The organism is Qipengyuania sp. (assembly GCF_042095715.1).
Lineage (GTDB): Bacteria > Pseudomonadota > Alphaproteobacteria > Sphingomonadales > Sphingomonadaceae > Qipengyuania.
In genome coordinates, this window is the sequence record NZ_JBELMO010000005.1 from 61,711 (window position 1) to 86,199 (window position 24,489).

The 24,489-nt window shown below is 61.6% G+C and carries 35 protein-coding genes; 16 read left to right on the plus strand and 19 right to left on the minus strand.

What is annotated here, in order from left to right:
• Positions 1-33: 33 nt before the first annotated feature.
• The 14 genes from ACFDTG_RS02870 to ACFDTG_RS02935 form a co-directional block, all read right to left on the minus strand.
• Positions 34-747: a TIGR02186 family protein gene (locus ACFDTG_RS02870; RefSeq protein ID WP_375289617.1), complete on the minus strand. Its 714-nt coding sequence runs from the start codon at positions 745-747 to the stop codon at positions 34-36.
• A 38-nt stretch (positions 748-785) separates the two neighbouring features.
• Positions 786-1,694, minus strand: coding sequence for a sulfite exporter TauE/SafE family protein (locus tag ACFDTG_RS02875; protein WP_375289579.1), 909 nt, complete (start codon positions 1,692-1,694; stop codon positions 786-788).
• A 62-nt stretch (positions 1,695-1,756) separates the two neighbouring features.
• Positions 1,757-2,164, minus strand: a complete 408-nt coding sequence (locus ACFDTG_RS02880) for a SufE family protein (protein WP_375289580.1) — start codon at positions 2,162-2,164, stop codon at positions 1,757-1,759.
• 27 nt (positions 2,165-2,191) lie between these two features.
• Positions 2,192-2,368 (minus strand): hypothetical protein, encoded by a 177-nt coding sequence (locus tag ACFDTG_RS02885; RefSeq protein WP_375289581.1) that lies wholly within the window; start codon positions 2,366-2,368, stop codon positions 2,192-2,194.
• Positions 2,365-2,601, minus strand: coding sequence for a hypothetical protein (locus tag ACFDTG_RS02890; RefSeq protein ID WP_375289582.1), 237 nt, complete (start codon positions 2,599-2,601; stop codon positions 2,365-2,367). Before ACFDTG_RS02890 ends, ACFDTG_RS02885 begins: the two co-directional genes overlap by 4 nt.
• A 23-nt stretch (positions 2,602-2,624) precedes the next feature.
• Positions 2,625-2,906, minus strand: coding sequence for a hypothetical protein (locus ACFDTG_RS02895; protein ID WP_375289583.1), 282 nt, complete (start codon positions 2,904-2,906; stop codon positions 2,625-2,627).
• The gene (locus ACFDTG_RS02900; RefSeq protein WP_375289584.1) at positions 2,903-3,193 is read right to left on the minus strand and encodes a hypothetical protein; all 291 of its coding nucleotides are present in this window, start codon (positions 3,191-3,193) and stop codon (positions 2,903-2,905) included. Before ACFDTG_RS02900 ends, ACFDTG_RS02895 begins: the two co-directional genes overlap by 4 nt.
• Positions 3,193-3,522 carry a hypothetical protein gene (locus tag ACFDTG_RS02905; protein ID WP_375289585.1) on the minus strand — a complete coding sequence of 110 codons (330 nt, stop codon included), beginning with the start codon at positions 3,520-3,522 and terminating at the stop codon, positions 3,193-3,195. Before ACFDTG_RS02905 ends, ACFDTG_RS02900 begins: the two co-directional genes overlap by 1 nt.
• The gene (locus tag ACFDTG_RS02910) at positions 3,522-3,845 is read right to left on the minus strand and encodes a hypothetical protein (RefSeq protein ID WP_375289586.1); all 324 of its coding nucleotides are present in this window, start codon (positions 3,843-3,845) and stop codon (positions 3,522-3,524) included. Before ACFDTG_RS02910 ends, ACFDTG_RS02905 begins: the two co-directional genes overlap by 1 nt.
• Positions 3,845-4,162: a hypothetical protein gene (locus ACFDTG_RS02915; RefSeq protein ID WP_375289587.1), complete on the minus strand. Its 318-nt coding sequence runs from the start codon at positions 4,160-4,162 to the stop codon at positions 3,845-3,847. Before ACFDTG_RS02915 ends, ACFDTG_RS02910 begins: the two co-directional genes overlap by 1 nt.
• Before the next feature lie 28 nt (positions 4,163-4,190).
• Positions 4,191-4,574: an envelope stress response membrane protein PspC gene (gene pspC / locus ACFDTG_RS02920; RefSeq protein ID WP_375289588.1), complete on the minus strand. Its 384-nt coding sequence runs from the start codon at positions 4,572-4,574 to the stop codon at positions 4,191-4,193.
• Positions 4,571-4,867: an envelope stress response membrane protein PspB gene (gene pspB, locus ACFDTG_RS02925; RefSeq protein WP_375289589.1), complete on the minus strand. Its 297-nt coding sequence runs from the start codon at positions 4,865-4,867 to the stop codon at positions 4,571-4,573. The genes pspC and pspB overlap by 4 nt, the downstream gene beginning before the upstream one ends.
• A 3-nt stretch (positions 4,868-4,870) precedes the next feature.
• Positions 4,871-5,764 carry a phage shock protein PspA gene (gene pspA, locus ACFDTG_RS02930; protein ID WP_375289590.1) on the minus strand — a complete coding sequence of 298 codons (894 nt, stop codon included), beginning with the start codon at positions 5,762-5,764 and terminating at the stop codon, positions 4,871-4,873.
• Complete coding sequence (locus ACFDTG_RS02935; protein ID WP_375289591.1) at positions 5,761-5,913, minus strand: hypothetical protein; 153 nt, start codon at positions 5,911-5,913, stop codon at positions 5,761-5,763. Before ACFDTG_RS02935 ends, pspA begins: the two co-directional genes overlap by 4 nt.
• Before the next feature lie 151 nt (positions 5,914-6,064).
• Between ACFDTG_RS02935 and pspF the strand changes: the two genes are divergently transcribed.
• From pspF to ACFDTG_RS02965, 6 genes are all read left to right on the plus strand, one after another.
• Entirely contained in the window at positions 6,065-7,090 is a 1,026-nt protein-coding gene (pspF, locus tag ACFDTG_RS02940) for a phage shock protein operon transcriptional activator (protein ID WP_375289592.1), read from the plus strand.
• Positions 7,091-7,294: 204 nt separating this feature from the next.
• The gene (gene rimP / locus ACFDTG_RS02945; RefSeq protein WP_375289593.1) at positions 7,295-7,870 is read left to right on the plus strand and encodes a ribosome maturation protein RimP; all 576 of its coding nucleotides are present in this window, start codon (positions 7,295-7,297) and stop codon (positions 7,868-7,870) included.
• Complete coding sequence (gene nusA, locus ACFDTG_RS02950) at positions 7,870-9,534, plus strand: transcription termination factor NusA (RefSeq protein ID WP_375289594.1); 1,665 nt, start codon at positions 7,870-7,872, stop codon at positions 9,532-9,534. The genes rimP and nusA overlap by 1 nt, the downstream gene beginning before the upstream one ends.
• A complete protein-coding gene (locus tag ACFDTG_RS02955) occupies positions 9,515-10,252 on the plus strand; it encodes a DUF448 domain-containing protein (RefSeq protein WP_375289595.1) in 738 nt (245 codons plus the stop codon). The genes nusA and ACFDTG_RS02955 overlap by 20 nt, the downstream gene beginning before the upstream one ends.
• A 16-nt stretch (positions 10,253-10,268) precedes the next feature.
• On the plus strand, positions 10,269-12,818 hold the full coding sequence (gene infB, locus ACFDTG_RS02960; protein WP_375289596.1) for a translation initiation factor IF-2: 2,550 nt from the start codon (positions 10,269-10,271) through the stop codon (positions 12,816-12,818).
• A 196-nt stretch (positions 12,819-13,014) separates the two neighbouring features.
• Positions 13,015-13,308 (plus strand): DUF1697 domain-containing protein, encoded by a 294-nt coding sequence (locus ACFDTG_RS02965; protein ID WP_375289597.1) that lies wholly within the window; start codon positions 13,015-13,017, stop codon positions 13,306-13,308.
• Here ACFDTG_RS02965 and ACFDTG_RS02970 read toward each other — a convergent pair.
• From ACFDTG_RS02970 to ACFDTG_RS02985, 4 genes are all read right to left on the minus strand, one after another.
• The gene (locus ACFDTG_RS02970; RefSeq protein WP_375289598.1) at positions 13,247-14,587 is read right to left on the minus strand and encodes an LlaJI family restriction endonuclease; all 1,341 of its coding nucleotides are present in this window, start codon (positions 14,585-14,587) and stop codon (positions 13,247-13,249) included. The two genes, ACFDTG_RS02965 and ACFDTG_RS02970, sit on opposite strands and share 62 nt — an antisense overlap.
• A gap of 3 nt (positions 14,588-14,590) precedes the next feature.
• Positions 14,591-15,874 (minus strand): AAA family ATPase, encoded by a 1,284-nt coding sequence (locus ACFDTG_RS02975; protein WP_375289599.1) that lies wholly within the window; start codon positions 15,872-15,874, stop codon positions 14,591-14,593.
• Between the two features lie 13 nt (positions 15,875-15,887).
• Positions 15,888-17,033 carry a DNA cytosine methyltransferase gene (locus ACFDTG_RS02980; protein WP_375289600.1) on the minus strand — a complete coding sequence of 382 codons (1,146 nt, stop codon included), beginning with the start codon at positions 17,031-17,033 and terminating at the stop codon, positions 15,888-15,890.
• 261 nt (positions 17,034-17,294) lie between these two features.
• On the minus strand, positions 17,295-17,591 hold the full coding sequence (locus ACFDTG_RS02985) for a DUF6471 domain-containing protein (RefSeq protein WP_375289602.1): 297 nt from the start codon (positions 17,589-17,591) through the stop codon (positions 17,295-17,297).
• A gap of 199 nt (positions 17,592-17,790) precedes the next feature.
• Here ACFDTG_RS02985 and ACFDTG_RS02990 point away from each other — a divergent pair, with 199 nt between their 5' ends.
• Positions 17,791-18,816, plus strand: coding sequence for an IS1595 family transposase (locus ACFDTG_RS02990; protein WP_375289603.1), 1,026 nt, complete (start codon positions 17,791-17,793; stop codon positions 18,814-18,816).
• Here the strand turns inward: ACFDTG_RS02990 and ACFDTG_RS02995 are convergent.
• Positions 18,806-19,315, minus strand: a complete 510-nt coding sequence (locus ACFDTG_RS02995) for a hypothetical protein (protein ID WP_375289604.1) — start codon at positions 19,313-19,315, stop codon at positions 18,806-18,808. The two genes, ACFDTG_RS02990 and ACFDTG_RS02995, sit on opposite strands and share 11 nt — an antisense overlap.
• A gap of 101 nt (positions 19,316-19,416) precedes the next feature.
• Between ACFDTG_RS02995 and ACFDTG_RS03000 the strand changes: the two genes are divergently transcribed.
• From ACFDTG_RS03000 to rpsO, 9 genes are read left to right on the plus strand one after another with little or no spacing between them, the layout of a single operon-like run.
• Positions 19,417-19,884, plus strand: a complete 468-nt coding sequence (locus ACFDTG_RS03000) for a hypothetical protein (protein WP_375289605.1) — start codon at positions 19,417-19,419, stop codon at positions 19,882-19,884.
• Positions 19,885-19,902: 18 nt separating this feature from the next.
• Positions 19,903-20,400: a hypothetical protein gene (locus tag ACFDTG_RS03005; protein ID WP_375289606.1), complete on the plus strand. Its 498-nt coding sequence runs from the start codon at positions 19,903-19,905 to the stop codon at positions 20,398-20,400.
• A complete protein-coding gene (locus tag ACFDTG_RS03010) occupies positions 20,397-20,855 on the plus strand; it encodes a hypothetical protein (protein WP_375289607.1) in 459 nt (152 codons plus the stop codon). Before ACFDTG_RS03005 ends, ACFDTG_RS03010 begins: the two co-directional genes overlap by 4 nt.
• A 28-nt stretch (positions 20,856-20,883) precedes the next feature.
• Positions 20,884-21,312, plus strand: coding sequence for a DUF1697 domain-containing protein (locus ACFDTG_RS03015; protein WP_375289608.1), 429 nt, complete (start codon positions 20,884-20,886; stop codon positions 21,310-21,312).
• On the plus strand, positions 21,312-21,716 hold the full coding sequence (gene rbfA / locus ACFDTG_RS03020; RefSeq protein WP_375289609.1) for a 30S ribosome-binding factor RbfA: 405 nt from the start codon (positions 21,312-21,314) through the stop codon (positions 21,714-21,716). The genes ACFDTG_RS03015 and rbfA overlap by 1 nt, the downstream gene beginning before the upstream one ends.
• Entirely contained in the window at positions 21,716-22,297 is a 582-nt protein-coding gene (locus ACFDTG_RS03025; protein ID WP_375289610.1) for a thymidine kinase, read from the plus strand. The genes rbfA and ACFDTG_RS03025 overlap by 1 nt, the downstream gene beginning before the upstream one ends.
• 5 nt (positions 22,298-22,302) lie before the next feature.
• On the plus strand, positions 22,303-22,974 hold the full coding sequence (locus ACFDTG_RS03030; protein ID WP_375289611.1) for a site-2 protease family protein: 672 nt from the start codon (positions 22,303-22,305) through the stop codon (positions 22,972-22,974).
• Positions 22,967-23,950 carry a tRNA pseudouridine(55) synthase TruB gene (truB, locus tag ACFDTG_RS03035; protein ID WP_375289612.1) on the plus strand — a complete coding sequence of 328 codons (984 nt, stop codon included), beginning with the start codon at positions 22,967-22,969 and terminating at the stop codon, positions 23,948-23,950. The genes ACFDTG_RS03030 and truB overlap by 8 nt, the downstream gene beginning before the upstream one ends.
• Positions 23,951-23,969: 19 nt before the next feature.
• Positions 23,970-24,239, plus strand: coding sequence for a 30S ribosomal protein S15 (gene rpsO, locus ACFDTG_RS03040; protein WP_375289613.1), 270 nt, complete (start codon positions 23,970-23,972; stop codon positions 24,237-24,239).
• Positions 24,240-24,489 lie beyond the last annotated feature (250 nt).

The window sequence follows — 24,489 nt, forward strand, 5'->3', positions numbered from 1 at the left end:
CTCTGCCGCGAAGGGGAGGGCCCGCAGACGCGATCAGATGAGCGCGTAAAATCGCCCGGCCGCCCAGCCCATGGCGATCGAAAGCGCCACGGCGAAGAGGCCATAGAAGAGCGGCCAGCTGTCGGCGAACCAGACGATGTCCCGTTCCACGCCGACTTTCTTCACCTCCACTTCCGACATTGCAGAAGCGATGACCCGCCCATCACGCACCGCGAAGGTTTCCGCCGTATAGAGACCGGTGACCACGCTGGAGGGGAGTATAATGCGCGCCTGATAAAGCACTTTCTCGCTCACCGTGACCCCGCCGATATTCTCGTAAAACAGCCCTTCTCGCAGCCGCCGTTCCACGAGCCCCGCTGAAAACCGCGCCTGCTCCTCCGGATCGATCACGCCGCTCGGTGAAAGCTGGATATACTTGGTCCCGAACTCGTAAATCGCGGCGGTTCGATCATCGACGATCTCGTCGATGGGCCGGGTGCTTGCCACTCCGAAATAGGATGGCACGCTGCGAAAATCGGTGCTTGCCGCATTGACCCAGATACCACCAAAACGCTCCTTCTCTCGCAGTCGAATGGGTTCCGACGGGCCCTGAAGCACCACCACGACATCGTAATCGGTGGTCGCAGCGCGACCGGCGGGGTCCAGAATTGCGCCGAAGAGCAGCAATTCGGTGCCAGTGAAGCCCTGGCGAACCTCGATCTCATGCTGGCTGACTTCCGGCACCAGAATGGGATCGCGCTGGCCCATCAGCAGCAGCGAGGCTGCCAGCAGGAGAAATGCGCGGATCACAGCGGCGTGATCGTGAAAATCTCAGCCGGTCGCACGCCAAGCTGAAACAACATGACGAAGGCGATGGCGAGAACGATGACGGCGAGCACCAGACGAAGTGCCTCCGGTCGCCAACGGCCGGCAAACTGGGTCCCCATCTGTGCGCCGGTCACCGATCCGATCAGCAAAAAGAGGACGAGCACCATGTCCACCGCATGCGTAGTCAACGCATGCATCATCGTAGTCAGGATGGTCACGAACACGATATTGAAGAGGCTGGTGCCGACCACGACATTGGCGCTCATGCCAAGAATATAGAGCATGGCCGGGACCAGAATGAATCCGCCGCCCACGCCCATCAGCATGGTGAGCATTCCGGTCACCAGACCCAGGATCAATGGCGCGAGCGGGGATATGTAAAGGCCCGAGCCATAGAACCGCCACCGCCCCGGCAACGCGGCGACCAGGGGATGGTGGCGGCGACGGCGCGGCTGGGTGGCGGATGCGGAACCCCGGATTGCCTGCCAGGCCTCACGCGCCATCAACGATCCGATCGTGCCCAGCAGCAGGAAATAGAGCGCGTTGATGACGACATCGATCTGCCCGATCGACCTGAAGAAGCGAAAAAGAAGCGCTCCCATTCCCGACCCCAGGGCACCGCCCGCCACCATGACCAGACCCATCTTGTAGTCGACGCCGCCGCGCTTCGAATGCGCCATAAGGCCCGACACGCTGGCCCCTGTGACCTGCGTCGCGGCCGAGGCCGCCGCCACCGTAGGCGGTATCCCGTAGAAAATGAGTAGCGGTGTTGTCAGAAACCCGCCGCCTACGCCGAACAGGCCCGAGAGCATGCCGGTCAGCAGGCCCAGGCCGACGATCACCAGCCCGTTCACCGAGAGATTCGCGATGGGCAGGTAAAGGTCCATGCAGCGCGCCGTATCGCAGCCGGCCGCAGGTTGGAAGGTGGCGCGCGCGGCTGCGCGCCTCGCTAACCGCGAGCTATCCGTGCGGCATGTTCCTGAACCAGAGCGATCATGTTGGGCACGCCCTGCGTCCGGTTGGAGCTCAGCTGGTTTTTGAGGTCGAAAGGCTCCAGCGCTTTGGCGACATCCATTTGCGCAACCTCGGCGGCGGGCTTGTCCTGTACGGCGGCAATCACCAGCGCGACGATCCCTTTGGTTATGGCCGCATTGCTGTCGGCCAGAAAGTGGAGCCTGTCCGCTTCTCCGGTGGGATACACCCATACCTGCGCCGAACAGCCCCGCACCAGAGTGGCGTCCGTTTTTAGAGCGCCCGGCATCGGTTCGAGTTCGCGGCCCAGTTCGATGAGCAGCCGATACCGGTCATCGGCATCGAGGAAATCATATTCTTCTGAAATGTCGGAAAGGGAACGCATGGTCTTGCGCCCTTATCGTAAGCACCATCACCCGGAAAGGCCGCCGGGTCGTGTGAAAGCGAAATAGATCACGTAGAACCAGGACAGAAAACCGTGGACGACCGCCCAGACGATGGATTTATGCAGGCTCCAGCTGATCGCGACCGCGATCGCGCTACCCAGCCCGATCCCCGCGCGAGCGGCATCGCCGCGCGCCGTGCTCACAGATCCACCCCGCTAGCGATCGCTTCCAGCTTACGGATACGTTCCTTCAGATCGCTGATCTCGATCCGCGCCGCGCCCAATGGAGCGCCCTTGTCGGGATCGGAAGCATTCCTGCGCTCCAGTTCACGCTCCTTGAGCGCCAGCCACCCCTGCCAGGCCCTCAGCAACGCCGCGACCACGATCACCAGCCCCACCAGGGCCGCCGCGGCAATAACTAGCAAAGGATCCACCATGCTCACCTCCTGATGGTTTGCAATCAACCGTCCTGCCGGTCGCGAAGCGCCTCGATATCGGCGGCGATCTGTCGCGTTTGCTGGGACGAAAGCGAATTGTTGTCGGTCGCGATGCGTTCGAGAACCTTGATCCGTTCACGTAACTCGGCGATCTCGCGTGCCTGCTCGGCGGCGTCGGTGGGCGGAAAAACCGGGTTGCCGTCCTCGTCGCGGGTCACCCCCAACGCACCGTCGTTGCGTCGCGAATAGATGGTCACCAAGGCCCAGATGGCCACAATGACGACGGCGGCAGTCCAGAAACTCATTGCAAGGCGCTCCCCTTGGATCCGGTATCGCGAAGATCCTCGATCTGCATGGCCAACTCGTTGCCCTCGTCGACCGCGATGCGTTCGAGCACGCGCATACGCTGTTCGAGCCGCTCCACCTGCGCCGCATATTGCGCGGCCTTCTCCGCGGTTCGCTCAGCGGTGATCTCCATCTGACGTTCGCGATGTTTCAGCCATATTTTCAATGTTTCCATGCCGATGCCCAGAATGACGGGCAGTCCCACCACGATAAAGGCGACGAGTACCATGGCTTGGGCAAAGCTCATCAGTTCACTTCCCTTCCGTCGCGAAGGCGATCGATCTCATGCGTCAGCTGGTAACCGCTGTCGGTGACGATGCGCTCCACATTGGCCAGGCGGTCCTTGACAGCACCCAGTTCGGCCCGAAGTTGTGCGTTGTCCTGAGTGAGCAGCTTCACGCGCTCTTCAGACACCTTGTCCTTGGGATAGATGGCCTTGCCCCAGCTGGATTCCAGCGGATAACCGTTCTTGATGCGCAGCCATGTCGTGAGCACCCACCCCCCGGTCCCTACCAGGGTGACCACGGCGATCAGCGGCGCGAGCATGCTGAGAGCCTCTATGATATGCGGTTCCATCACGAGTCCCCCTTTGCATCGACGGTCCCGCGGAGCGCCTTGCGCTCGTCGTGACGCAGCGCCTCGATTTCCTCGCTCAGCGAATAGCCGCGATCGGTGACGATCTTTTCCAGAACGATCATCCGGTCCTGCATCGTATCGAGCTTATCGTGCAGCATGGCGTTCTCCTCGCGCAGGCGCTTGGTCTCACCGCTGTCGATCTTGTCGCTCTTTCCGCCCCATTCGTCTTCCAACGGGTAGCCATGCTTGGCACGGATCCAGTTGTTTATCAGCCAGCCAAGTGTCGCGACCAGCACGATGACGGCGATGAACATATTATCCATTACACGGTCTCCTTGCGCGCGAAGTCCAGGCTTACGCCATTGTCGGCACTTTCAACCGAGCGACTGTCCCGCAGCGCTTCGATCTGCGTCGCAACGTCATAGCCCTTGTCGGTCACGATGCGTTCGAGCACACGGACGCGGTCTTCGAGTTCCTGAACCCGGCTGGCGTATTGGGCAGCGCGTTCGGCCGTGCTGTGGGCGGCGGCGCTCGCGTTGATCTGCGCCATTTTCAACTGAGTCTTGGACCTGATCGCCACCATGGGGATGCCGCACCCCATGACTATGCCCGCGATCGGTATGAGTATGCCCAAATCCATAGCTTTGCCTTCCCCTGTTACCTCGCCCTCAGCGCAGGCGTTCGATCTCCGCATTGAGGCGCGGGTTGCTGCTGACGTAGAAGCTTTCGACTTCGGCCAAGCGGCGATCGATGTCCTTCATGCGGCTGCGGATTTCGCGCGCCGTGCGCTTCGGGCTCTGCCGCACGCCTTGCCAATACTTCTGTTCCTTCTGGTCGGAATAAAGGTAGGGCGGCTTCTTCTCCAACAGCATTCCGGCGATGAAATAAGCGGGGATCATGATTCCGGCGAGCGGCCCCATCAGCGCAAGAAGTACAGTGAAAATGCGGATCCAGAAGACGTTTACTCCGGTGTAGTCGGCGATCCCCGAGCACACACCCAGGAGCTTCGCATTCTGCTTGTCTCGATAAAGAGTGGTACGAGGTGTGTTCACCGGCTCAGTCCTTTCTTCTCGGCCATCAATTGTTCCAGCTCGCGCAGTTGCTGGTTGTCCGATTCCAGGTCGGCGACGAGGCGTCTGGGCTGGAATTCGGGGTTGTCGCTCGCCACCAGTCGCTCGACCGTGTCCATCCGCTCGTCCAGCCTCTTGGCCAGGTTGTAGAGCTCTTCCAGCAGCACCTCGTCGTCAGAAGTGATGGTGGCGGATGTCTTCCACTTCGTGATGTAATGAAGGATGATCCACGGCAGCGCGATAAAGATCGCGACGATTGCAAGTACCTCCTCCATGGCTCAACCCTCCTGCTTGCCGTTGTCGCCCTTGCCGAGCGCGCGTTTCATCTGTTCGAGTTCGTCATCGATCACGTCGGCGCCTTCGAGCGCAGCGATTTCGTCGGACAAGCTCGGCTTACCGTTGCCATCCGCGATCTGAAGCGCATCGGCGCGTCCCTCGGCGTAATCCACCCGGCGCTCGAGCTGGTCGAATCGGGCGAGCGCATCGTCGACCCGCTCGTTCGTCATCAGGCTCCTGAGCTTCACGCGGTTCTCCGCGCTTTCGAGCCGCGCCGCGATTGCCGTCTGTCGGCTGCGCGCTTCGCGCAGGCGGTTCTGCAGCTTCTGGATGTCCTGCTCATAGGCGCGCAGTGCATCGTCGAGCACCGCGATCTCGGCCTTGAGCTGCTCCGACATGTCCGTGGCCTTCTTGCGTTCGACCAGGGCCGCGCGCGCCAGATCCTCGCGATCTTTGCTCAGAGCGAGCTGCGCCTTTTCGGACCAGTCGGCCTGCAGCTTGTCCAGCTTGATCGTGTGCCGGTGCATCTCCTTCTGGTCGGCGATCGTGCGGGCGGCGCTCGCGCGGACCTCGACGAGGGTTTCCTCCATCTCGAGGATGATCATGCGGATCATCTTCTGCGGATCGTCCGCCTTATCGAGCATGTCGTTAAAATTGGCCGCGATAATATCGCGCGTGCGGCTGAAAATACCCATCAGAGGTGCTCCGTTGGAGAAAAATTCATCGATTTTGGCCCCCACCTTGGCGGTGTCCGTCCAGTCGGAGGCGGACATCGCCTCGCCCTTGCCGCGCTGTGTCGGCGTGGGCGAGCGACGCAGACGCTCGACCTCGACCTCGAGGCGCGAGCGGCGCCGGGGCTCCTCGCCACCGGGTCTATCGCCGCGGTCCTGGGTCACGCGAGTTCCGTGGTCTGCATGGCGGCAATATGCGCCGTTGGCGCCGACACCGCAATCTGAGTCGACATGACGACGAAAACCGTCATCGCCGCGATCGAAGCCAGGGCAGCCTGGCCAAGACGGGTCGAAAAGAAGCGGCGATCGTACATGGTGGGTTCCTCCCGATTGGTGTTGCAAACAGTTTTGCAACGGCCATGCCAAACCCCGCGAAAGGCGGAAATTCGTCGTTTGTCGAGTGATATGGTGCTTTGGTATCGGGAATTCTTGCCAAGAATCGGTGAAAAGCACTATTCTGCGGTCATGGAGCGGGAAAATCAGTTCATCGGTCAGTCCTCGGCATTCCTCGACGCGGTGGAGCGGACGAGTCGTGCCGCTCCGATGCAGCGCCCGGTCCTCGTAATCGGGGAGCGCGGAACCGGTAAGGAACTGATCGCCGAGCGCCTGCATCGCCTTTCCTCTCGCTGGGACGAGCCGCTCGTCACCATGAACTGCGCCGCGCTGCCCGAGACTCTGATCGAAGCCGAGCTGTTCGGGCACGAAGCGGGTGCCTTCACCGGTGCTACCAAGGCGCGCGTCGGCCGTTTCGAGGAGGCCGACCGGGGCACGCTATTTCTCGACGAACTGGGCACATTGTCGATGGGCGCGCAGGAACGGCTGCTGCGCGCGGTGGAATATGGCGAAGTGACGCGCATCGGCGCATCGCGTCCGATCCGGGTGAGCGTGCGCATCGTCGCTGCCACCAACGAGAACCTGCCGGCCAAGGCGAAGCGCGGGGAATTCCGTTCCGACCTGCTCGACCGGTTGAGCTTCGAGGTCATCACCCTCCCACCTCTGCGCGCGCGCGAAGGAGACGTGCTGGTTCTGTCCGATTACTTCGGGCGCCGCATGGCCGCGGAGCTGGGATGGGACACCTGGCCCGGCTTCGCATCGCATGTCGCGGAAGAGCTGGCCGCCTATGCCTGGCCCGGTAACGTGCGGGAATTGCGCAATGTCGTGGAGCGCGCGATCTATCGCTGGGACGATCCGGAGGAGCCGGTGGGGCACGTACAGTTCGACCCCTTCGACAGCCCCTGGAAGCCCGCGCCGCCGCCGCCTGCAGGCGCGGCGCGCGGCCATACGGAGGCCCCACAAGCGGCGGTTTCGGGCCCGGATTACGGATCGATCGACGATCTGCGCGGGGCCGTGGAAGCGCACGAACGCGCCATTCTGGAGCATGCGCTGGGCAAGCATCGCTGGAACCAGAGGCATACCGCGCAGGCGCTGGGCCTCAGCTACGACCAACTGCGCCACTGCATCAAGAAGCACAGCCTGTTGCAGGAAGATTAGGGCCTCGATCGCACGCACCCTCCGCCCGAAATCGACACCACACGCCGAAGTGTTCACAGGCCAGCGTGGTTGGGGATTGCCTTTCGCATCGCCCGCGCCTATCTGGACTCGCATCCCGACATTGTCGCAACTTTGAAGGGCTGGCGCCGCAAGGGGCCGGCACGAAACCGCGTTGCAGCAATGCGAACCGACAAGTGGAGCGCAATGGCCGATATCGCACGCCTGACCGAAGTCATCGAACCCGAAGCCGCCGCGCTCGGGCTTGATCTGGTACGCGTGAAGATGATGCCGTCCGAAGCCGGCGACGGCGCGCTGGCGCTGCAGATCATGGCGGAGGACCCGGCGACGGGCCAGCTCATCATCGACCAGTGCGCCGCGCTGAGCCGCCGCGTGTCCGACGCGCTGGACACGCTGGAGGAACAGGGCACCGTTCTGGTCGAGGGTGCCTATCACCTCGAGGTCAGCAGCCCCGGCATCGACCGCCCGCTGACCCGCGCGAAGGACTTCGCCGAATGGGCGGGCCACGAAGCGCGCATCGTCATGGACACGGGCTATGACGGCCAGCGCGTGTTCAAGGGCGATCTCAAGGGTATCGAGGGCGACATGGTCGCCCTCGCGGATCGCAAGGCGGGCGAAATCGCCGTGCCGCGCGATCAGATTCATTCGGCCCAGCTCGTCCTTACCGACGCGCTGATCGCCGCCACCCGCCCGCTCGACACCAGCGGCGCGGATGAAATCGTTGAAATCGAAGACATCGAAGAAGAAAAGGCAGACAACTGATGGCCAGTGCCATTTCCGCTAACAAGGCTGAACTGCTCGCGATCGCCAATTCGGTCGCATCCGAGAAGATGATCGACAAGGCCATCGTCATCGAGGCGATGGAAGAGGCGATCCAGAAGGCCGCCCGGTCCCGCTACGGCGCCGAGAACGACATCCGTGCCAAGCTCGATCCGATGAGCGGCGACCTGCGCCTGTGGCGCGTCGTCGAAGTGGTCGAGGAGGTCGAGGATTACTTCAAGCAGGTCGATCTGAAGGCCGCCGAAAAGCTCGACAAGAACGCCAAGCTGGGTGACTTCATCGTCGATCCGCTGCCCCCGGTCGATCTGGGCCGCATCGACGCCCAGAGCGCCAAGCAGGTGATCTTCCAGAAGGTCCGCGACGCCGAGCGCGAGCGCCAGTTCGAGGAATTCAAGGATCGCGCCGGCGAGATCATCACCGGCGTCATCAAGTCGGTCGAGTTCGGCCATGTGATCGTAAACCTGGGCCGCGCCGAAGGCGTGATCCGCCGCGACCAGCAGATCCCGCGCGAGGCCGCGCGTGTTGGCGAGCGCGTCCGCGCGCTGATCACCAAGGTGGAGCGCAACAACCGCGGGCCGCAGATCTTCCTCAGCCGCGCGCATCCCGACTTCATGAAGAAGCTGTTCGCGCAGGAAGTGCCCGAAATCTACGACGGCATCATCGAGATCAAGGCCGCCGCCCGCGATCCGGGCAGCCGCGCCAAGATCGGCGTCATAAGCCATGACAGCAGCATCGACCCCGTCGGCGCCTGTGTCGGCATGAAGGGCAGCCGCGTCCAGGCGGTGGTGCAGGAACTGCAGGGCGAGAAGATCGACATCATCCCCTGGAGCGAGGATCAGGCGACCTTCATCGTCAACGCGTTGCAGCCAGCCACGGTCAGCCGCGTGGTGCTGGACGAAGAGGATGGCCGCATCGAGGTGGTGGTCCCCGACGATCAGCTTTCGCTGGCCATCGGGCGCCGCGGCCAGAACGTGCGCCTCGCCAGCCAGCTCACCGCCAACCAGATCGACATCATGACCGAGGAGGAATCCTCCGCCAAGCGGCAGAAGGAATTCGCGGAGCGGTCCAAGATGTTCGAAGAGGAACTGGACGTGGACGAGACACTCTCCCAGCTGCTGGTGGCCGAAGGCTTCGCCGAGCTTGAAGAGGTCGCCTATGTCGAGATCGAGGAACTGGCAGGCATCGAAGGCTTCGACGAGGAGCTGGCCGAAGAGCTCCAGAGCCGCGCCATCGAAGCGCTGGAGCGGCAGGAAGCCGCACACCGCGAAGAGCGCAAGGGCCTGGGCGTGGAAGACGCGCTGGCCGACATCCCTCATCTCACCGAGGCCATGCTGGTCACGCTGGGCAAGGCAGGCATCACCACGCTCGACGATCTGGCCGATCTCGCCACCGACGAGCTGATCGCCAAGAAGCGCGAAGCGCCGCGCCGCCGGTCCGGCCCCGAAACGGGCCCGCCGATGCGCCGCGATCGCGACCGCGCCCGTCCCGAGGACAAGGGCGGCGTGCTGGGCGAATACGGTCTGAACGAGGAACAGGGCAACGAGATCATCATGGCTGCCCGCGCGCACTGGTTCGAGGACGAGGAGCCGACTGCCCAAGCCGAGCCCGCCACCGAGGAGGCCGCGCATGCGGACTCCGAACAATGAGCGCCTGACGCCCGACATCGCTGACGGCCGGCCGGCTCGGGGTTCCGAGCCGGAGCGGCGCTGCATCCTCACGGGGCAGAACGGGGCGCGCGCCGCGCTGGTGCGGCTCGCCGTGTCGCCCGATGGGCTGGTGCTGCCCGATGCGCAGGCCAAGGCGCCCGGACGCGGCGCCTGGATCGGTGTGTCGCGTGCGGAACTGGAAGCCGCGCTGGCCAACGGAAAGCTGAAGGGTGCGCTGGCACGCGCGTTCAAGACCGGTGGGCTGGACATTCCCGGCGATCTGCCCGCGCGCACCGAGGCCGCCCTGCGCCGCGCGCTTGCCGATCGGCTGGGGTTGGAAATGCGCAGTGGCGCCATCATATTGGGCACCCAGCGCATTGCCGAAACGGCGCGGGCCGGCGGCGTCGCGCTGCTGCTGCATGCCAGTGATGCCAGTGAAGACGGGCGCAAGAAGCTCGATCAGGCCTGGCGCGTGGGTGAGGAACGCGAAGGGTCGGGCGACAGGGGCACAATCTTGCCTCTGGACCGGGAGGCTTTGTCTGTGGCACTGGGCCGCGACAATGTCGTCCACCTAGCGCTGGCCGACCCCAGGGCGGCCGAGCGGATTTTGAGTCCGCTTCAGCGCCTGCTGCATTTCCTTGGGGCCGAACCGGGGCCTGCGGAAGCCGATTTACGGGGCGAGCGGCCATCGCACGCCCTGGACGATGACGAGATTTGAAGGACCGACGAACCAGATGAGCGAAGACACCGACAAGCCAACCCGCAAGCCGCTGGGCCTCAAGAGGTCCGTGGAAGCGGGTGAGGTCAAACAGACCTTCAGCCACGGCCGCACCAACAAGGTGGCGGTCGAGGTAAAGCGGCGCCGCAAGCTGGTGAAGCCGGGCGAGGCCGCGCCTCCGCCGCCCCCGCCCCCGCCGCCCGCTCCGGAGCCGACACCGGCCACCGCACCCGCGCCCGCGCCGGTCGCCAACAAGCCCGCGCCCAAGGCCCCTGCCGGGGAAACGCCGCAGGAACGCGTCGCCCGTCTCCAGCGCGAGGCCGAAGACGATCGCATGCGGCAGGCCGAAGAGGCCCGCAAGCGCGAGGAAGAACAGGCCCGCGCCGCCGCCGAGGAAGAAAAGCGCCGCGCGGAGGAAAACCGCAAGGCCGAGGCCGAAGCCGCCGAGCGTGGAGAAGAAGAGCCCGCCGCCGCCGAAGCGACAAGCGAAGAGCCCGAGGCAGCGGAAGCGTCCGAGGCCGAGGCCCCCGCAGACGACAGCGCGACTCCGGCCCCCGTGCCGCGTCGGTTCACTCCGGTGCAGCGCCCGGAGCCCAAGAAGCCTGCCAAGAAAGCCAAGGACGACAAGCGTGCCGCCACCGCGACGCCGGAACGCGCCGAGGGCGCCGACAAGCGCCGTTCGGGCAAGCTGACCGTCACCCGCGCCCTCAACGAGGACGAAGGCCGCCGGGCCCGCAGCCTCGCCGCGCTCAAGCGTGCGCGCGAGAAGGAACGCCGCATGCATGGCGGCGGTTCGTCCAAGCCGCGCGAGAAGCAGGTCCGCGACGTGGTCGTCCCCGAGGCTATCACGGTGCAGGAACTCGCCAACCGCATGGCGGAAAAGGGCGCCGACCTGGTGAAGGAGCTGTTCAACCTGGGCATGATGGTCACCGTCAACCAGACCATCGATCAGGACACGGCGGAGCTGCTGGTCGAACAGTTCGGCCACAACATTACGCGCGTTTCGGAAAGCGATGTCGACATCGATACCTCCGTCGATACCGATCCGGAGGAGTCGCAGAAACCGCGTCCGCCGGTGGTGACCATCATGGGCCACGTCGATCACGGCAAGACCAGCCTGCTCGATGCGCTGCGCGGCACCAATGTGGTGCGCGGCGAGGCGGGCGGCATCACCCAGCACATCGGCAGCTATCAGGTGAAGACGAAGAGCGGCGACAAGATCACCTTCCTCGACACCCCGGGCCACGCCGCCTTCACGGAAATGCGTGCGCGCGGTGCCAATGTCACCGATATCGTGGTGCTGGTTGTGGCTGCCGACGACGGCATCATGCCGCAGACGATCGAGGCCATCAATCACACCAAGGCCGCGGGCGTGCCCATGATCGTCGCGATCAACAAGATCGACAAGGACGACGCCAACCCCAAGCGGGTGCGCGAACGCCTGCTCGAACATGAGGTGATCGTCGAGGATATGGGCGGCGACACGCAGGATGTGGAGATCTCGGCCAAGAACAAGACCAATCTCGACGAGCTGCTCGAAGAGATCGCGCTCCAGGCCGAACTGCTGGAGCTGAAGGCCAACCCCGATCGCGCAGCGGAAGCCACCGTAATCGAGGCGCAGCTGGACAAGGGCCGCGGCCCCGTGGCGACCGTGCTGGTGACGCGCGGCACGCTGAAGCGCGGCGACACCTTCGTGGTGGGCGTGGAAAGCGGGCGTGTACGCGCCATCGTCGACGATCAGGGCAAGCAAATCAAGGAAGCCGGCCCGTCCATGCCGGTCGAGGTCCTGGGCCTCGGCGGGGTGCCGGGTGCGGGCGATGTGCTGACCGTGGTCGAAAACGAGCAGCGCGCGCGAGAAGTGGCGCAGTATCGCCAGGAAAAGGCGACCGAGAAGCGCACCGCGCTGGCCCCGACCAGCTTCGACACGATGTTCGCCGGCCTCCAGTCGAACGTCATCGAGTTCCCGGTGCTGGTGAAGGCCGACGTGCAGGGTTCGGTCGAGGCGATCAACTCCGCGCTTCACGGCCTGTCCAACGACGACATCAAGGTGCGCGTGCTTCACGCGGGCGTCGGTGCGATCACGGAAAGCGACGTGCAACTCGCCGCGGCCAGCAATGCGCCGATCATCGGCTTCAACGTGCGCCCCAATCCCAAGGCGCGCGAACTGGTGAAGCGCGACAATGTGGAGATGAAGTACTACGACGTCATCTATCACCTCACCGAGGACATCACCAAGGAGATGCTCGGCGAGCTCGGCCCGCTCAAGGTCGAGAACGTGGTGGGCCGCGCCGAGGTCAAGGAAGTCTTCAAGTCAGGCAAGCGCGACAAGGCGGCCGGTCTGCTGGTGGTGGAAGGCGTCATCCGCAAGGGTCTCCATGCCCGTCTCACGCGCGAGGACGTCATCGTCTCGGCGACGACCATCGCCTCGCTACGGCGCTTCAAGGACGATGTGGACGAAGTCCGCTCAGGCCTGGAATGCGGCGTGGTGCTGGCTGATACGAACGACATCAGGGCCGGCGACCAGCTCGAGGTCTTCGAGGTCGAGGAGCGCGAGCGCACCCTCTGATCCCACGACACAACCGAAACAAAAAAGGGGCGCCCTGGATAGGGGCGCCCCAGTTTTTGGAAGGGTCACTTTCGCGGCGCAGGCCCGGGGGGAAGGGAAGGGTCTTGGCCCGCGCCGCGTTGTGTTACAGTCTATACGGCCAAAAGCGCGCCAGGTTGCGTCGCGTTTTGTCGCAAGTTGTCCGGAGAGCGCACATATGCCGCATCGCGTCGCCCTGCTGGGATCGATCAACGTCGGCGGCAATCGTCTCACGATGGCGGAGCTGAAGGCCGCGCTCGAAAAGGACGGGTTCGAAGACGTGTCGACCGTCGTCGCCAGCGGCATTATGGCGCTGTGGAACCAATTAGCGCCTAGCAGGGAGAGATCACTCGCGATCGCAGACAGTGCTTCACTTCTGATCTTGTGGCCGGGTCCACCGTATCGGCCATCTAGGCCTTCAATACGGGGATCTGCTGGTTGGATGCAACGAGCGCAGTCAGTTGCGCGATGAAGTCGTTCCCCAGCCCCTCCCGCCGCACATAGAGGCGAGACAGATGCTTCCAGTTCAGCGCGATGACGGAAACGGTCCTGAACCTGTGATCGTGGCTTCCAGATTGTGCCATATGCAGCATACCGGCGAGGACCCAAGTATCGTGGTCTTCAGTCGGCAGCATTAGCATGTTCGTTTCCACCTGCAGATCTTCTCTTATCGAAAGTTCGTAGGCGAACTGCTTTATCGCGTCAGGCGTTTGTGGAAGAGAGTTCGCGTCCAGCAAATACCATTTTGCGTCGGCGAGTATGATCCGTCCCGACCGGTCGAGTAGGATGTCAGGACGCTGCGGCTTGAGGCTGAATTCGTGCCCATTGATAAGGTAAGCTGGCTGACTAGCCACTTCTGCATGCGATACCGGACTGCCTAGGTTCGCCATGGTCCTGACGCAGATGTCTTCCCAGACTGTATGGAAGGACGAAATGCCATATGCCATGACCGAAGAGCCAGCGGACCAAGTTTCGGTTGTCCAGTCGCGTAGCAATGCGATGAGCTCCATATCCTCGTCGCGGTTTGTCGTCGCTGCGTAATTGTCGATGCTGCTTTCTATCAGGTCCGGTATCGCGATAGCGTCGCCTTGATCGAGGATCTGATGGCATTCGTGCCAGAGGTCTGTCGAACTTGGTGCCAACAAGTCAGCGAAGGGGCCAAGCCGCTTCTGTAAATCAAGGAGCGCGATTGCCTGGATCTCGGCTAGTGAACTTATCGCGGATGAATTGATCCGGGTTACGGGGGCGGGATACACGACTGAGCCGTTAGAATGCATTGCCGGCGTCGAGCTGATCGTTCGATCCCAATCGATCGCCTCGAGCACCATTCTATTCTGGACCACCGCCTCGTGATGGAAGCCGCGATCTAGTGTCCATGTCGTCAGCGCTTTGAATGTGTCCACGATCGTTCCGATCTTCATTCGATCAGCGTCTTGCGAGAAGTCGGCCGATGAGCGCGTGCGATCGGTGCGATGCCGATAGTCGATTATTGTTTGCAGGATGAGGTCGGCGTCTTCCATCCTGTGCGCTCGACTGGCCTTCGGGAAGGAGAACCAGACCGAACGTCCTGTCGCAAGCACGCCCACGAAATTGAGAGAGAACTGGCGCTTTCCGCGCACGGTGCCAGTATTTCTGAGTATCCCGTCAGAGAGTAAGGATGAGAATACAGACCGATCGCCATCGAAGTTCGATATCCAGTCGGCCTCCGAAGCGACGCTGCCTTCCGATAATATGCCGAAGCCGTCAGGCATAGATCAGTTAGAGAGAGGCCCGATGACGGAACCCTCTCCGGCCTTCCATTTCTCCCGAACCTCCGCGAGAGTCGCGCAGTCAACGAATATCTGCGGGGCTCTTGTCTTGAGAACGTCGTTCCAGAGATAGCCCCAGAGTTCTTCGAATACCGCGTTCGGATCGGTTAGCTTCCGCGCCGAGATCATGTAGGCGCCGACGAACTTGTCTTCAGCTATGCCCCCGGCGTCGAGAAGCCGCTTGTTGACGGCGTTCCGCAGGACGCTCCACGCGACGTCCTGACCGCCGTAGCGAACGGGAATATCGTCGAAGCTGCTTCCTTCGAGATACGAAACGTAAGTCTTCGACCAGCGGCGGAGGAAGGCGGCGTCCAGCTGACGGGCGTTCTGGTCGGCCCTGTTCATAGTGGCCCAAATGTATAGGTTGGCTGGCAGGCGAAGTTTTCCTGCGTCGACGTTTGCATGTTGGACTTCGTTGAGCAAAAGCCAGGATTCGATGTCCGGCCTCGCGTCTACGTCGTAGACGCTTAGTCCGGTTTCCGGTCCGTCCTCGATCCTGTCGAGCAACTGTAGAACGTCCCCCATTACGTGGGCCGCCACGGCGCGACTGAGTTCTTCGATAATCAGAACCACTGACTTGTCGGGGAAGTCGCATGCGAGCCTGTATGCCTTGAGGAAGGCGCCTGGCTGGACGACGTATTGAATGACTGGTTCGCCTGGGACGTCGATCGTCGAGCCGATGTATGATGAAGGCTCGTCGGTGACCCGATAAATCGACTGCGGCCTCAGACCGCCTACGAAGTCGTAATAGCTCGTTTCCTGGAAAAACACCGTCCTGACAGTGAAGTGGGCTTTCTTAGCGTCCTCATTGACAAGATGACTTTTCCCCGACCCGGGGCATCCGTATACGATCCGCTGCAGCGGCTGTTCCAGCGGATATGTTCCGTTTGGGTTCTCGGTGACCGTGGCGGCAGATTGGCTAGAAGGACTTGTGGTCGACTGGGTTGCCCCAGCCCGGTTTGCCTGCACGATCGCCAGCGAGTTTCTGTCAATCGACGGGCCGAAGGTATATTCAGTGACCGGGGCTCCCTTCCGCGCCGGAGTGATGGCTTTTGTGCTCCCGCCGGTTCCGACGATATAATCTTCCTTTTTAAGGATATTGATCAGTGCGTGGGGAGTCCTATCCAAATCGTTTGGATCGATATACTCCCAGAGCTTGTCCGGCGGAAAGCAGTAGCCGGCGCCCTCATCCGCATAGAGAGCGCGCACGGCGTCATAGAGCTCGTCCACGTTGTCGTCCCCTTTAGGCGGCCGTTTCTTGAAGACGCTCGGCCAGCGCTGCAGCCAGCGCCCGTGCCACAGGCGGCGGCACCGAATTGGCGATCTGGCGATGTTGATCTAGGTTCTTGACTGAGCCGGACCTGCCGCGGATCGGACCTTCGAGAATGTAGTCGTCCGGAAACCCGTGCAGCCGCATATATTCGCGGGGCGTCAGATAGCGGTCCTGCGTGGGATGGAAGAAGATCTCTCCACAGCGCAGAGTGTTGCTCTGCTTCTTTCGTCCGAGGCGCAGAAATTTTGTAGTGTCTTTTTTGGTAAGTCGTCCCTTAACCTCGATCGGTGCGTCTTCCATCTTGGCCAGGAACTTGCCTTCGCTGACGAAGCTGATTCGATGCTTATCGCCATCGGGCGTCACATCGATGTGATTCGCGAACTTGGGCGTTTTGCCCTTCGCGACTGGCTTGGGGAGGCCAGAGATCGCCTCGCCCACCGTCCTGAAGCTATCTGGTTCGTGATCGGGCTGAGGAAAGGAAAAGGCATCGCCCTTGGTAGCGATGATGAAGATGCGCTGACGAAGCTGTGCCACCCCAAATTCGGCGGAATTGATGACGCGGCATGCGACTGCGTATCCCAGATCTTCCAACGCTTTCCGCAACTGCCGAAGCGCGCCGCCACGAACACCGTTGAGATCGGGCGCGGACTGCAGCGCTTTAACGTTCTCGATGAGAATGGCCTTGGGCTGGAGAATACGGGCATAGTCGACCATGGCGAAAAGGAGACGGCCGCGAACGTCGTTCAGATTGTCCTTCTTGCCGATCTGGCTGAAGGATTGGCAAGGCGGCCCCCCGTAGAGGACGTCCAACTCACCCGGCTTTAGGCCGTGCCGAACCATCAGTTCGTCCTTGTCGACTTCGGTGACGTCAGCGTTGATGATCTCAGCCTCGGGGAAATAGCGAGCCCGGTTAGCTTCGAGGGTCAAGCAGGCCTGATCATCGATTTCGACGCACGCCAGCGTGCGATATCCTGCCTGATGGAAGCCAACATCGAGACCGCCGCCGCCCGAGAAGAGCGAGATCGCCGTAGGTTGCCTGCGAACCTCATCCATGACGCTCCCGACGTCCGGCCCTTCGCCGAAGTCGAAGCCATTCTGGGACTGGTCATCAAGCATATTATTCTCCCGGAACGTAGGCAGAACAATGGCGGGCGGTTGCCTGCGGTTCCTACGTGCAGGCATTATAGGATGGAATGTCTGCTATCTGCAAATGCGATGATTTGTATATGTATTTTATGATCATATGCCGTTCCGGCCTCTAGGGTTAACTGACCACAACCATAATTGGTCGGACGCCGCAGGAAGGCGCCGATAGAGAGCTTGCTTAGCGCCGTAAGATGCATTCACATCTCCAGATGCGTCCAGGGCACTCGAGCTTTAGTCAGACGTTCTGGATTTCTTGGCGAGATGTTGAGCGCCCTGCTTGCCAGTTGCTTCTTCCAAAGATGCAGGAATGTGTATCCACTCCGCCTCGAGAGCCTTGAGGCATTGCATCAAGAACACCGCAGTGAAACGGCCGCGGGCAACCTTGTTCCGCAAGTTCACCTCGTTGTCGTGCACGCCTATTTCCTCGAGCCGCTCAGCCAAGACGGCATAGGAAACACCTCGCTGCATCATCGCTGCGCGAAGGGTGTTCTTCGCGAGAGCTTCCCAGACTTTCTCGTCATTTGCCATCGACGCGGCTCCTCCTTTGCGAACCTTGTAGGACGTAGTTTCCGCTACGCCAACCGGCGATGCATATGATACTGAAGGCGAACGCCATCATATATGATGGTAATTTCTCTGGACAATCCCGCCATACCACCATATATGCTGGTATTCACTACCAGAACCCATGGCGCAGCACTTCCTCCTTTCTCCACAATGCCGGTCGATGAGTCTTCTCACCATCGCCGAAATGTCGGAGGACTCTGCCCATGAGAAATTCAAGAGCATCATCTGGGAATCAAACGGCGGAAATCCGATCTGCCCTGAATGCGGCTGCACCGATGTCTGGATGATCCGCAAGAACCGTCGCTGGAAATGCTCGGACAAGGCGTGCCGCGCACAATTCAGCGTGACCAGCCATACGATTTTCAAGGACCGTAAGCTCTCGTTCCGAAAGATACTCACAGCCTGCGCGATCTTCGCCAACGGTGTGATGGGAGTTGCTGCCTGCCGGCTCTCGCGTGAAATCGACATCACCTACAAGTCCGCCTGGGTGCTCTTACACAAGGTTCGGGATGCTATGGGCAAAGATGCCGAAGCGATGCAGCTCGGTGGCGTGGTTGAGATTGATGGCGCCGTGTTCGGCGGCAGCCTCCCCCGCCTGCCCAATTCGAAAGAGCTGTGGGCCGAGTTCAAGAAGAAGCACAAGGCGGCGGCGAAGAAGAAGCAGAAGCTCATCGTCGTCATGCGCGAGCGTGATGACCATGAAGCGGGTGTGATCGGCCGTCTGCGGACTTTCCTGCTAGGAAAGGAAGGTGACGCAATCGAGATCGCACGTGATACCCTCCTGCCAGATACCGTCGTTCATGCTGACATGAGTCCGCAGTGGGAAGGGTTGCATATGCTCTTCGATACGAAACGCATCAACCACTCGGAGCATTTCTCAAAGAACGGCGCCTGCACCAATATGGCGGAAAGCTTCTTCGAACGCATGCGATGCGCCGAGCGTGGCGTGCACAAGCATATCTCCGGCGGCCATGTTCATCGATATGCGATGGAGCTTGGCTGGCGTGAGCAATACCGGCGCAGGGCGAATGGAGAACACCTGCGCCTGATGATCTCAACCATTGGAAACACACCGCCCTCGGCTTCGCTTGTCGGCTACTGGCAAGGCCGCAAATCCAAACGAGTCGGACCGTCGCCTGCCAACGATCAAGATGGCAGCGATGCCGTAACTTACCTTACTGGGTAGGCTCTTTAGGTCCGCCGCGCTTAATGACGAACCATTTCCGATGGAACTTCTCTCCTGTGTAGTCCGCTAGCTTTCCCTTCTTGGCTCGAAGGCTGGCATCGATAGCCACCTTCAAACGATTGAGAAGGTCGCGATCTTCTGGATCAAGCCCCTGCTCCTGAACGAGTAGCTTCGCAATTTCACGCGTCCTTAAAGGGCGATCCGCACGTCGCATTATATCAAAGGCGAGGCGCGTCGCTTCTCCCGTATCGAACGGGATCTTGATCTGGTTCTTGCGACTGGGACGGATAGATTCAGGCTTCCAGGTCGGGGCGATCTCCGACATGATCGTCTTCATGCTTTCCAGCAGAAGATCCACCTTCTCGAGGCGCTCGCGCTTTTCATCAAGCGCCTCGTAGGCGGCAGTAACCTCGTCGATGTGTTTCTGAAGATCCTGCTGTTCGCCGAGCCAGTCGGCGAACTTCCGCTCCAGCATAATTCGCAGATTCGTCATCCCCATGATGCCTTGGTAGAAACCCGAGCGGGCAACGGGCAAGCGGGAGCGCTTGGGAGACGGGGAAAACCATCCTAAAACCTGTGTATCAACAAGGAGCCACGTCGGTGCGTCACATCTTGAAAGGCCTTCTCGTCGTTATTTCGCTGACGACCGGTGGTGCGGCTTCCGCCCAATGTGCGGTTGAGGCCGCTCTGCGTGGAAATGCAGAAGCGTTCGAGATCAAGAATGAGTGGGATGGCAAGACATATTCAACTTATCTCGTCCGAAATGCTGATCGCGATGATCAAGGCGTGCTTCGTCAAGCGATCCGCTATGAGATCAGCTCGCAGCGCTGGGGGTTTGACCTACGCTCTCCCAATGATCGCCTGCTTGCACAAATCCGGAAAGAAGCAGTTGGCAACGACGGCCGCGCTTACAGCCAATGGGTGATTGAGCCTTATCCCGATCACGAACAGGCATGTGTGGGACGAAAGTTCGTCCTACAGGTGGTGTCGAGAACTGAGGCTCGCGCCGTAATGAATGGGACGACGATCGGGACAATTGATAAATTCCCATTCCACGAGGCATTCTAGAGTTGGGAGGTCAATCCAGTGAGCAGTATGAAAATTCTTGCGGCATTAACAGTGGCAGCCGCGCTATCAATGCCGGCAGCATCGGCGGGCCAGTCAGGCACAGACCCTATCATCGCCGAAGGCGCCTGCGATCCCGATTCTGGCGTGACCATTGACGGTGAAAAGAACGACTTCGCCTGCGACGTGGCCGTCATCATGCGGGCGCAGCTGGGAACCGTCCTCATCCAATTCACTGATAAGGCAGGCGACGATGGCCGAATTGTTGGGTTCGGCGGTGTGATCGAGGGCAAACAGGGCTTCGGTGCCGATGCGACCCAGATGATGGCGGTTCAGAGAATCTATCTCGCAGGGGGCGCGCAACCGGTGCCTGCTGACAGAGGCACCTGTATCATGAATTGGACTGGACTGCATCGCACTGGCGGACGCTTGAAAAGTGTATTGTGCGGTGGCGCGGGAGAGGCCGATGGTTATGACATTAAAGCGATGGTGATCCTTGAAACGGAGGCAGGGGAATGAACAAAATAGTTACGGCTCTGGCGCTAGGGCTCGGCCCCCTCACCGTTGCAGGCGCACCGCCTGCTCAAGCACAGGCTTCCGCTTCACCCGATTATCAGGCACCTGACTTCACAGGCCGTGATAGGGCGTATTCGTATCTTCGCACCCGGATCCTCGAAGGGATGCACGAAGGCGTCAATTTTAACGGACATTACACGATCGTCAGGATCGGTTGCGGCAGCGGATGTAGCAACAATTTGCTGGTCAACCGTAGGACCGGTCAGATCCACCCCATCCCCTTCGGCGGGGAAGAGCAGCAGATGCTCACCCTTCGCCACAGCGTAAGAAGCGACATGCTGACAGCCGTATGGACGGACTACGAGGCGTGCTATTTGCAACAGGTGCGTTGGAACGGCGCAGGCTTTGAAGTCCGCTCATCTCCTCGCGTGGTTTCCGAAGAGCTTTGCCGATCCTAGCTTAAGAAGCAGGTTCCACTGCGCCATAATGCCGGTCGCCAGCGGTAACGTATTGTTCGCGCATCGCGAGGGTGACGATGCCGCGCTGGAAACGCGCATCGCGAACATCCTTCAAGGCACCTTTGGCATAAACAGCTTCGCCGCCGTCCGCACGAAAGGCGAACTGGAACAGGCCGTTGCCGAAAATCCGTTTACGCCGGATGGGGAGGACAAGTTCGTCCACGTCCATTTCCTCGCTGCCCAGCCCGCCCCCGCGCGCTTCACGGCGCTCCTCGCGGATCACGAAGGCCGTGGGCCGGAAAGACTTGCACCCGGAACGCGCGCGCTGCACATCGATTATGTCGCCGGTGCCAGCAACTCCAGGCTAACGGGCGCCTTCATCGAACGCCGCCTGGGGTGCAAAGGCACCGCGCGCAACATCCGCTCGATCAAGAGAATTATCGAAAAGTTTCCCTGATGGCCCGTCACCAATCCACTCCCGAACAACAATCGGTCCGCGTCCTCAAGGTGGGCGAACGGGTCCGCCATATCCTGAGCGAACTGCTCGCCCGGGGCGAGGCGCATGACGAGGTGCTGACCGCCCATTCCGTGTCCGTGACCGAAGTGCGGATGACGCCCGATCTCCGCAACGCCAAGGCCTATGTCAAACCCCTGCTGGGAGAGGACGAGGGCGCGGTGCTCAAGGCGCTGCGCACCAACACGGCTTTTTTCCAGAAAGAGGTCGCCCAGCGGCTCGGCCTGAAATTCGCGCCCAAGCTTAATTTTCAGCCCGACGAAAGCTTCGACGAGGCCGAGCGGATCGAAAGCCTGCTCAACGATCCCAAGGTCGCGCGCGATCTGGAAGACGACGACGGCGCCTGATGGCCAAGCTCTATTTCTACTATGCCAGCATGAACGCGGGCAAATCGACCAATCTGCTGCAGGCCGATTTTAACTATCGCGAACGCGGCATGGCGACCATGCTGTGGACCGCCGCGCTCGACACACGGTCCGAAGGCATGGTGCGCAGCCGCATCGGGCTGGAAGCCGATTCGCACCGCTTCACGCCCGGCACCGATCTGTGGAAGGCAGTGACGCAGCAGCATGACGAAACCCCGCTGGCCTGCCTGCTGATCGACGAGGCGCAGTTCCTGACCGCCAAGCAGGTGTGGCAATGCGCGCGGATCGCTGACGAGGCCGGGATCCCGGTGCTGTGCTATGGCCTGAGGACCGATTTCCGCGGCGATCTGTTCCCCGGCTCCGCCGTGCTGCTGGGCATCGCTGATTCGCTGATCGAGGTGAAGAGCGTGTGTCATTGCGGGCGCAAAGCCACGATGAACCTGCGGGTGGGTGAAGACGGCATGGCGGTGAAGGCCGGCGCGCAGACTGAGGTCGGAGGCAACGAACGCTATGTCGCGCTTTGTCGCCGCCACTTCAGCCAGGCGCTCGGCGACACTAAATAGCCAGCATGTCAGAAACGCTGCAGCTTGCGCTGATCCTCATTCCCTGTCTGGTGGTGGCCATCGTGTTTCACGAGGTGGCGCACGGCTGGGCCGCCCTCGCCCTGGGCGATCCGACCGCGAAGGAGCAGCGGCGCCTGACGCTCAACCCCATCCGCCATGTCGATCCAGTGGGCACGCTGCTGGTTCCGGGCGTCCTCGCCCTGGCCGGGGCGCCAGTGTTCGGCTGGGCGAAACCGGTGCCGGTCAACCATCATCGCCTGGATAATCCGCGCTTCGGCATGATGGCGGTGGCCGCCGCCGGGCCCGCCACCAATATCGTCCTCGCCACGCTGGGCGCCATCGCGCTCGGGCTTACCGCGCCGGGGATGGCGATGGGCGCGGGACTGGTCGAACAGGCGCTGTTCTACTTCATTCTGATCAATATCTTCCTGGCGCTGTTCAACCTGCTGCCCATCCCGCCGTTCGACGGATCGCACATTGTGGAAGGCGCCCTGCCCCGGCGCTGGGCGCGCGCCTACGAACGGCTGCGCCCTTATGGCATGCTGCTGTTTTTCGGCCTTGTCGCGCTCACCTGGTTCGCACCGCAATGGGGCGTGCTGGAAAAGACCGTGGGACCTGCGGTCGACTGCGCGATGAGCGGGTTCCTGCACCTTGCCGCGCTGGTCGCGGGTGGCTGACCGCCCTCACCCCCACGGCTGGCTGATCCTCGACAAACCGCCCGGCCTCGGCTCCACCAAGGCAGTCGGCGCGGTCAAGCGCAACCTGCGTGAAGCGGGATACGGCAAGGTAAAGGTGGGGCACGGCGGCACGCTGGATCCGCTGGCCGAAGGCGTGCTGCCCATCGCGGTGGGCGAGGCGACGAAGCTGGCGGGGCGCCTGCTGGATGCCAGCAAGATCTATGAATTCACCATCCGGTTCGGTGTCGAGACGGACACGCTCGATGCCGAGGGGGCGGTCGTTCGCACATCCGATCGTTATCCGCCGATGGAAGCTGTCGCCGCGGTGCTCGAGCTTTTCCGGGGGCCGATAGAGCAGGTGCCTCCTGCCTATTCCGCGCTAAAGGTCGATGGCAAGCGCGCCTATGATCGCGCCCGAGCGGGCGAGGATGTCGAGCTCAAAACCCGCAGCGTCACGATCCATTCGCTGGATCTGGTGAGCGGGTTCCAGGGGCAAGAATATCCCTCTCAACTGGCCGTCGGTTTCGCCCAGCCCGATCCCTACAACCCTGCCGCCCCGCTCGTGTCCGCGGAGACGGTGACTCTGCTCGCGGGCGTCTCCAAAGGCACCTATATCCGGTCTCTGGCACGGGACATCGCACATGCGCTTGGAACTTGCGGGCACGTTACCTATCTCAGGCGGGTAAAGGCTGGCCCGTTCCTCGCGGAACAGGCGATTTCGCTGGACAAGCTGAACGAAATCGGTAAGGGCGCGCCGCTTCAAGACCACCTCCTGCCGCTGGAGGCGGGGCTGGACGACATCCCGGCCCTCGCACTCGATCCGACAGGCGCGCAGGCGGTCCGCCAGGGCCGGATACTGTCGGGATTGCCCCAGTCTGACGGGCTTCACCTTGCGAAACTGGGCGATGTGCCCGTGGCGCTGATGGAGATCGCGGGCGGGACGGCCAAGGTCGTCCGGGGTTTCAACCTAAACTAGATGTCGCGGAGTAGAATGCATGACCGTTACTGCTGAAAAGAAGCAGGAAATCATCACCGACAATGCCCGTGAAAAGGGCGATACCGGTTCCCCCGAAGTGCAGGTCGCGATCCTCACCGAGCGTATCCGCAACCTGACAGAACACTTCAAGGAACACCACAAAGACAATCACTCGCGTCGTGGCCTTCTGACGATGGTCAACAAGCGCCGTACCCTCCTCGCCTATCTCAAGAAGAAGGATGTGGAGCGCTACAACGCGCTGATCGCGAAGCTGGGCCTTCGCAAGTAAGAGTTTCTCGAAGGGGCGGCTCCAAGGGCCGCCCCTTCGTCTATCCGGGCTGGGCGCAATTCGGCACCCACCCATTCACTGGGGCGACAGACCCCGCACCGGGCCGGGACGGCATACCCGGCATATGAGGCCCCGCGGCGCAATCTGGCCCGTGGGTCAAAAGGAAAATCAATGTTCGACACCAAGAAAGTAGAACTGGAGTGGGGCGGAAAGACCCTCACTCTGGAAACCGGCCGCATTGCCCGTCAGG

Coding starts and splice junctions, on each gene's coding strand:
- ACFDTG_RS02870 (WP_375289617.1), bottom strand. CDS start 747: ATGGGCCAGCGCGATCCCATTCTGGTGCCGGAAGTCAGCCAGCATGAG.
- ACFDTG_RS02900 (WP_375289584.1), bottom strand. CDS start 3,193: ATGAGCTTTGCCCAAGCCATGGTACTCGTCGCCTTTATCGTGGTGGGA.
- rimP (WP_375289593.1), top strand. CDS start 7,295: ATGGCCGATATCGCACGCCTGACCGAAGTCATCGAACCCGAAGCCGCC.
- ACFDTG_RS02935 (WP_375289591.1), bottom strand. CDS start 5,913: ATGTACGATCGCCGCTTCTTTTCGACCCGTCTTGGCCAGGCTGCCCTG.
- ACFDTG_RS02995 (WP_375289604.1), bottom strand. CDS start 19,315: ATGGGGATGACGAATCTGCGAATTATGCTGGAGCGGAAGTTCGCCGAC.
- ACFDTG_RS02880 (WP_375289580.1), bottom strand. CDS start 2,164: ATGCGTTCCCTTTCCGACATTTCAGAAGAATATGATTTCCTCGATGCC.
- infB (WP_375289596.1), top strand. CDS start 10,269: ATGAGCGAAGACACCGACAAGCCAACCCGCAAGCCGCTGGGCCTCAAG.
- ACFDTG_RS02990 (WP_375289603.1), top strand. CDS start 17,791: ATGAGTCTTCTCACCATCGCCGAAATGTCGGAGGACTCTGCCCATGAG.
- ACFDTG_RS02910 (WP_375289586.1), bottom strand. CDS start 3,845: ATGGATAATATGTTCATCGCCGTCATCGTGCTGGTCGCGACACTTGGC.
- ACFDTG_RS03030 (WP_375289611.1), top strand. CDS start 22,303: ATGTCAGAAACGCTGCAGCTTGCGCTGATCCTCATTCCCTGTCTGGTG.
- rbfA (WP_375289609.1), top strand. CDS start 21,312: ATGGCCCGTCACCAATCCACTCCCGAACAACAATCGGTCCGCGTCCTC.
- ACFDTG_RS02965 (WP_375289597.1), top strand. CDS start 13,015: ATGCCGCATCGCGTCGCCCTGCTGGGATCGATCAACGTCGGCGGCAAT.
- pspB (WP_375289589.1), bottom strand. CDS start 4,867: ATGGAGGAGGTACTTGCAATCGTCGCGATCTTTATCGCGCTGCCGTGG.
- nusA (WP_375289594.1), top strand. CDS start 7,870: ATGGCCAGTGCCATTTCCGCTAACAAGGCTGAACTGCTCGCGATCGCC.
- ACFDTG_RS02915 (WP_375289587.1), bottom strand. CDS start 4,162: ATGGATTTGGGCATACTCATACCGATCGCGGGCATAGTCATGGGGTGC.
- rpsO (WP_375289613.1), top strand. CDS start 23,970: ATGACCGTTACTGCTGAAAAGAAGCAGGAAATCATCACCGACAATGCC.
- ACFDTG_RS03010 (WP_375289607.1), top strand. CDS start 20,397: ATGAACAAAATAGTTACGGCTCTGGCGCTAGGGCTCGGCCCCCTCACC.
- ACFDTG_RS02895 (WP_375289583.1), bottom strand. CDS start 2,906: ATGAGTTTCTGGACTGCCGCCGTCGTCATTGTGGCCATCTGGGCCTTG.
- pspF (WP_375289592.1), top strand. CDS start 6,065: ATGGAGCGGGAAAATCAGTTCATCGGTCAGTCCTCGGCATTCCTCGAC.
- ACFDTG_RS02890 (WP_375289582.1), bottom strand. CDS start 2,601: ATGGTGGATCCTTTGCTAGTTATTGCCGCGGCGGCCCTGGTGGGGCTG.
- ACFDTG_RS02955 (WP_375289595.1), top strand. CDS start 9,515: ATGCGGACTCCGAACAATGAGCGCCTGACGCCCGACATCGCTGACGGC.
- ACFDTG_RS02875 (WP_375289579.1), bottom strand. CDS start 1,694: ATGGACCTTTACCTGCCCATCGCGAATCTCTCGGTGAACGGGCTGGTG.
- ACFDTG_RS02905 (WP_375289585.1), bottom strand. CDS start 3,522: ATGGAACCGCATATCATAGAGGCTCTCAGCATGCTCGCGCCGCTGATC.
- ACFDTG_RS03015 (WP_375289608.1), top strand. CDS start 20,884: ATGCCGGTCGCCAGCGGTAACGTATTGTTCGCGCATCGCGAGGGTGAC.
- ACFDTG_RS02985 (WP_375289602.1), bottom strand. CDS start 17,591: ATGGCAAATGACGAGAAAGTCTGGGAAGCTCTCGCGAAGAACACCCTT.
- ACFDTG_RS03025 (WP_375289610.1), top strand. CDS start 21,716: ATGGCCAAGCTCTATTTCTACTATGCCAGCATGAACGCGGGCAAATCG.
- ACFDTG_RS02980 (WP_375289600.1), bottom strand. CDS start 17,033: ATGCTTGATGACCAGTCCCAGAATGGCTTCGACTTCGGCGAAGGGCCG.
- ACFDTG_RS02970 (WP_375289598.1), bottom strand. CDS start 14,587: ATGCCTGACGGCTTCGGCATATTATCGGAAGGCAGCGTCGCTTCGGAG.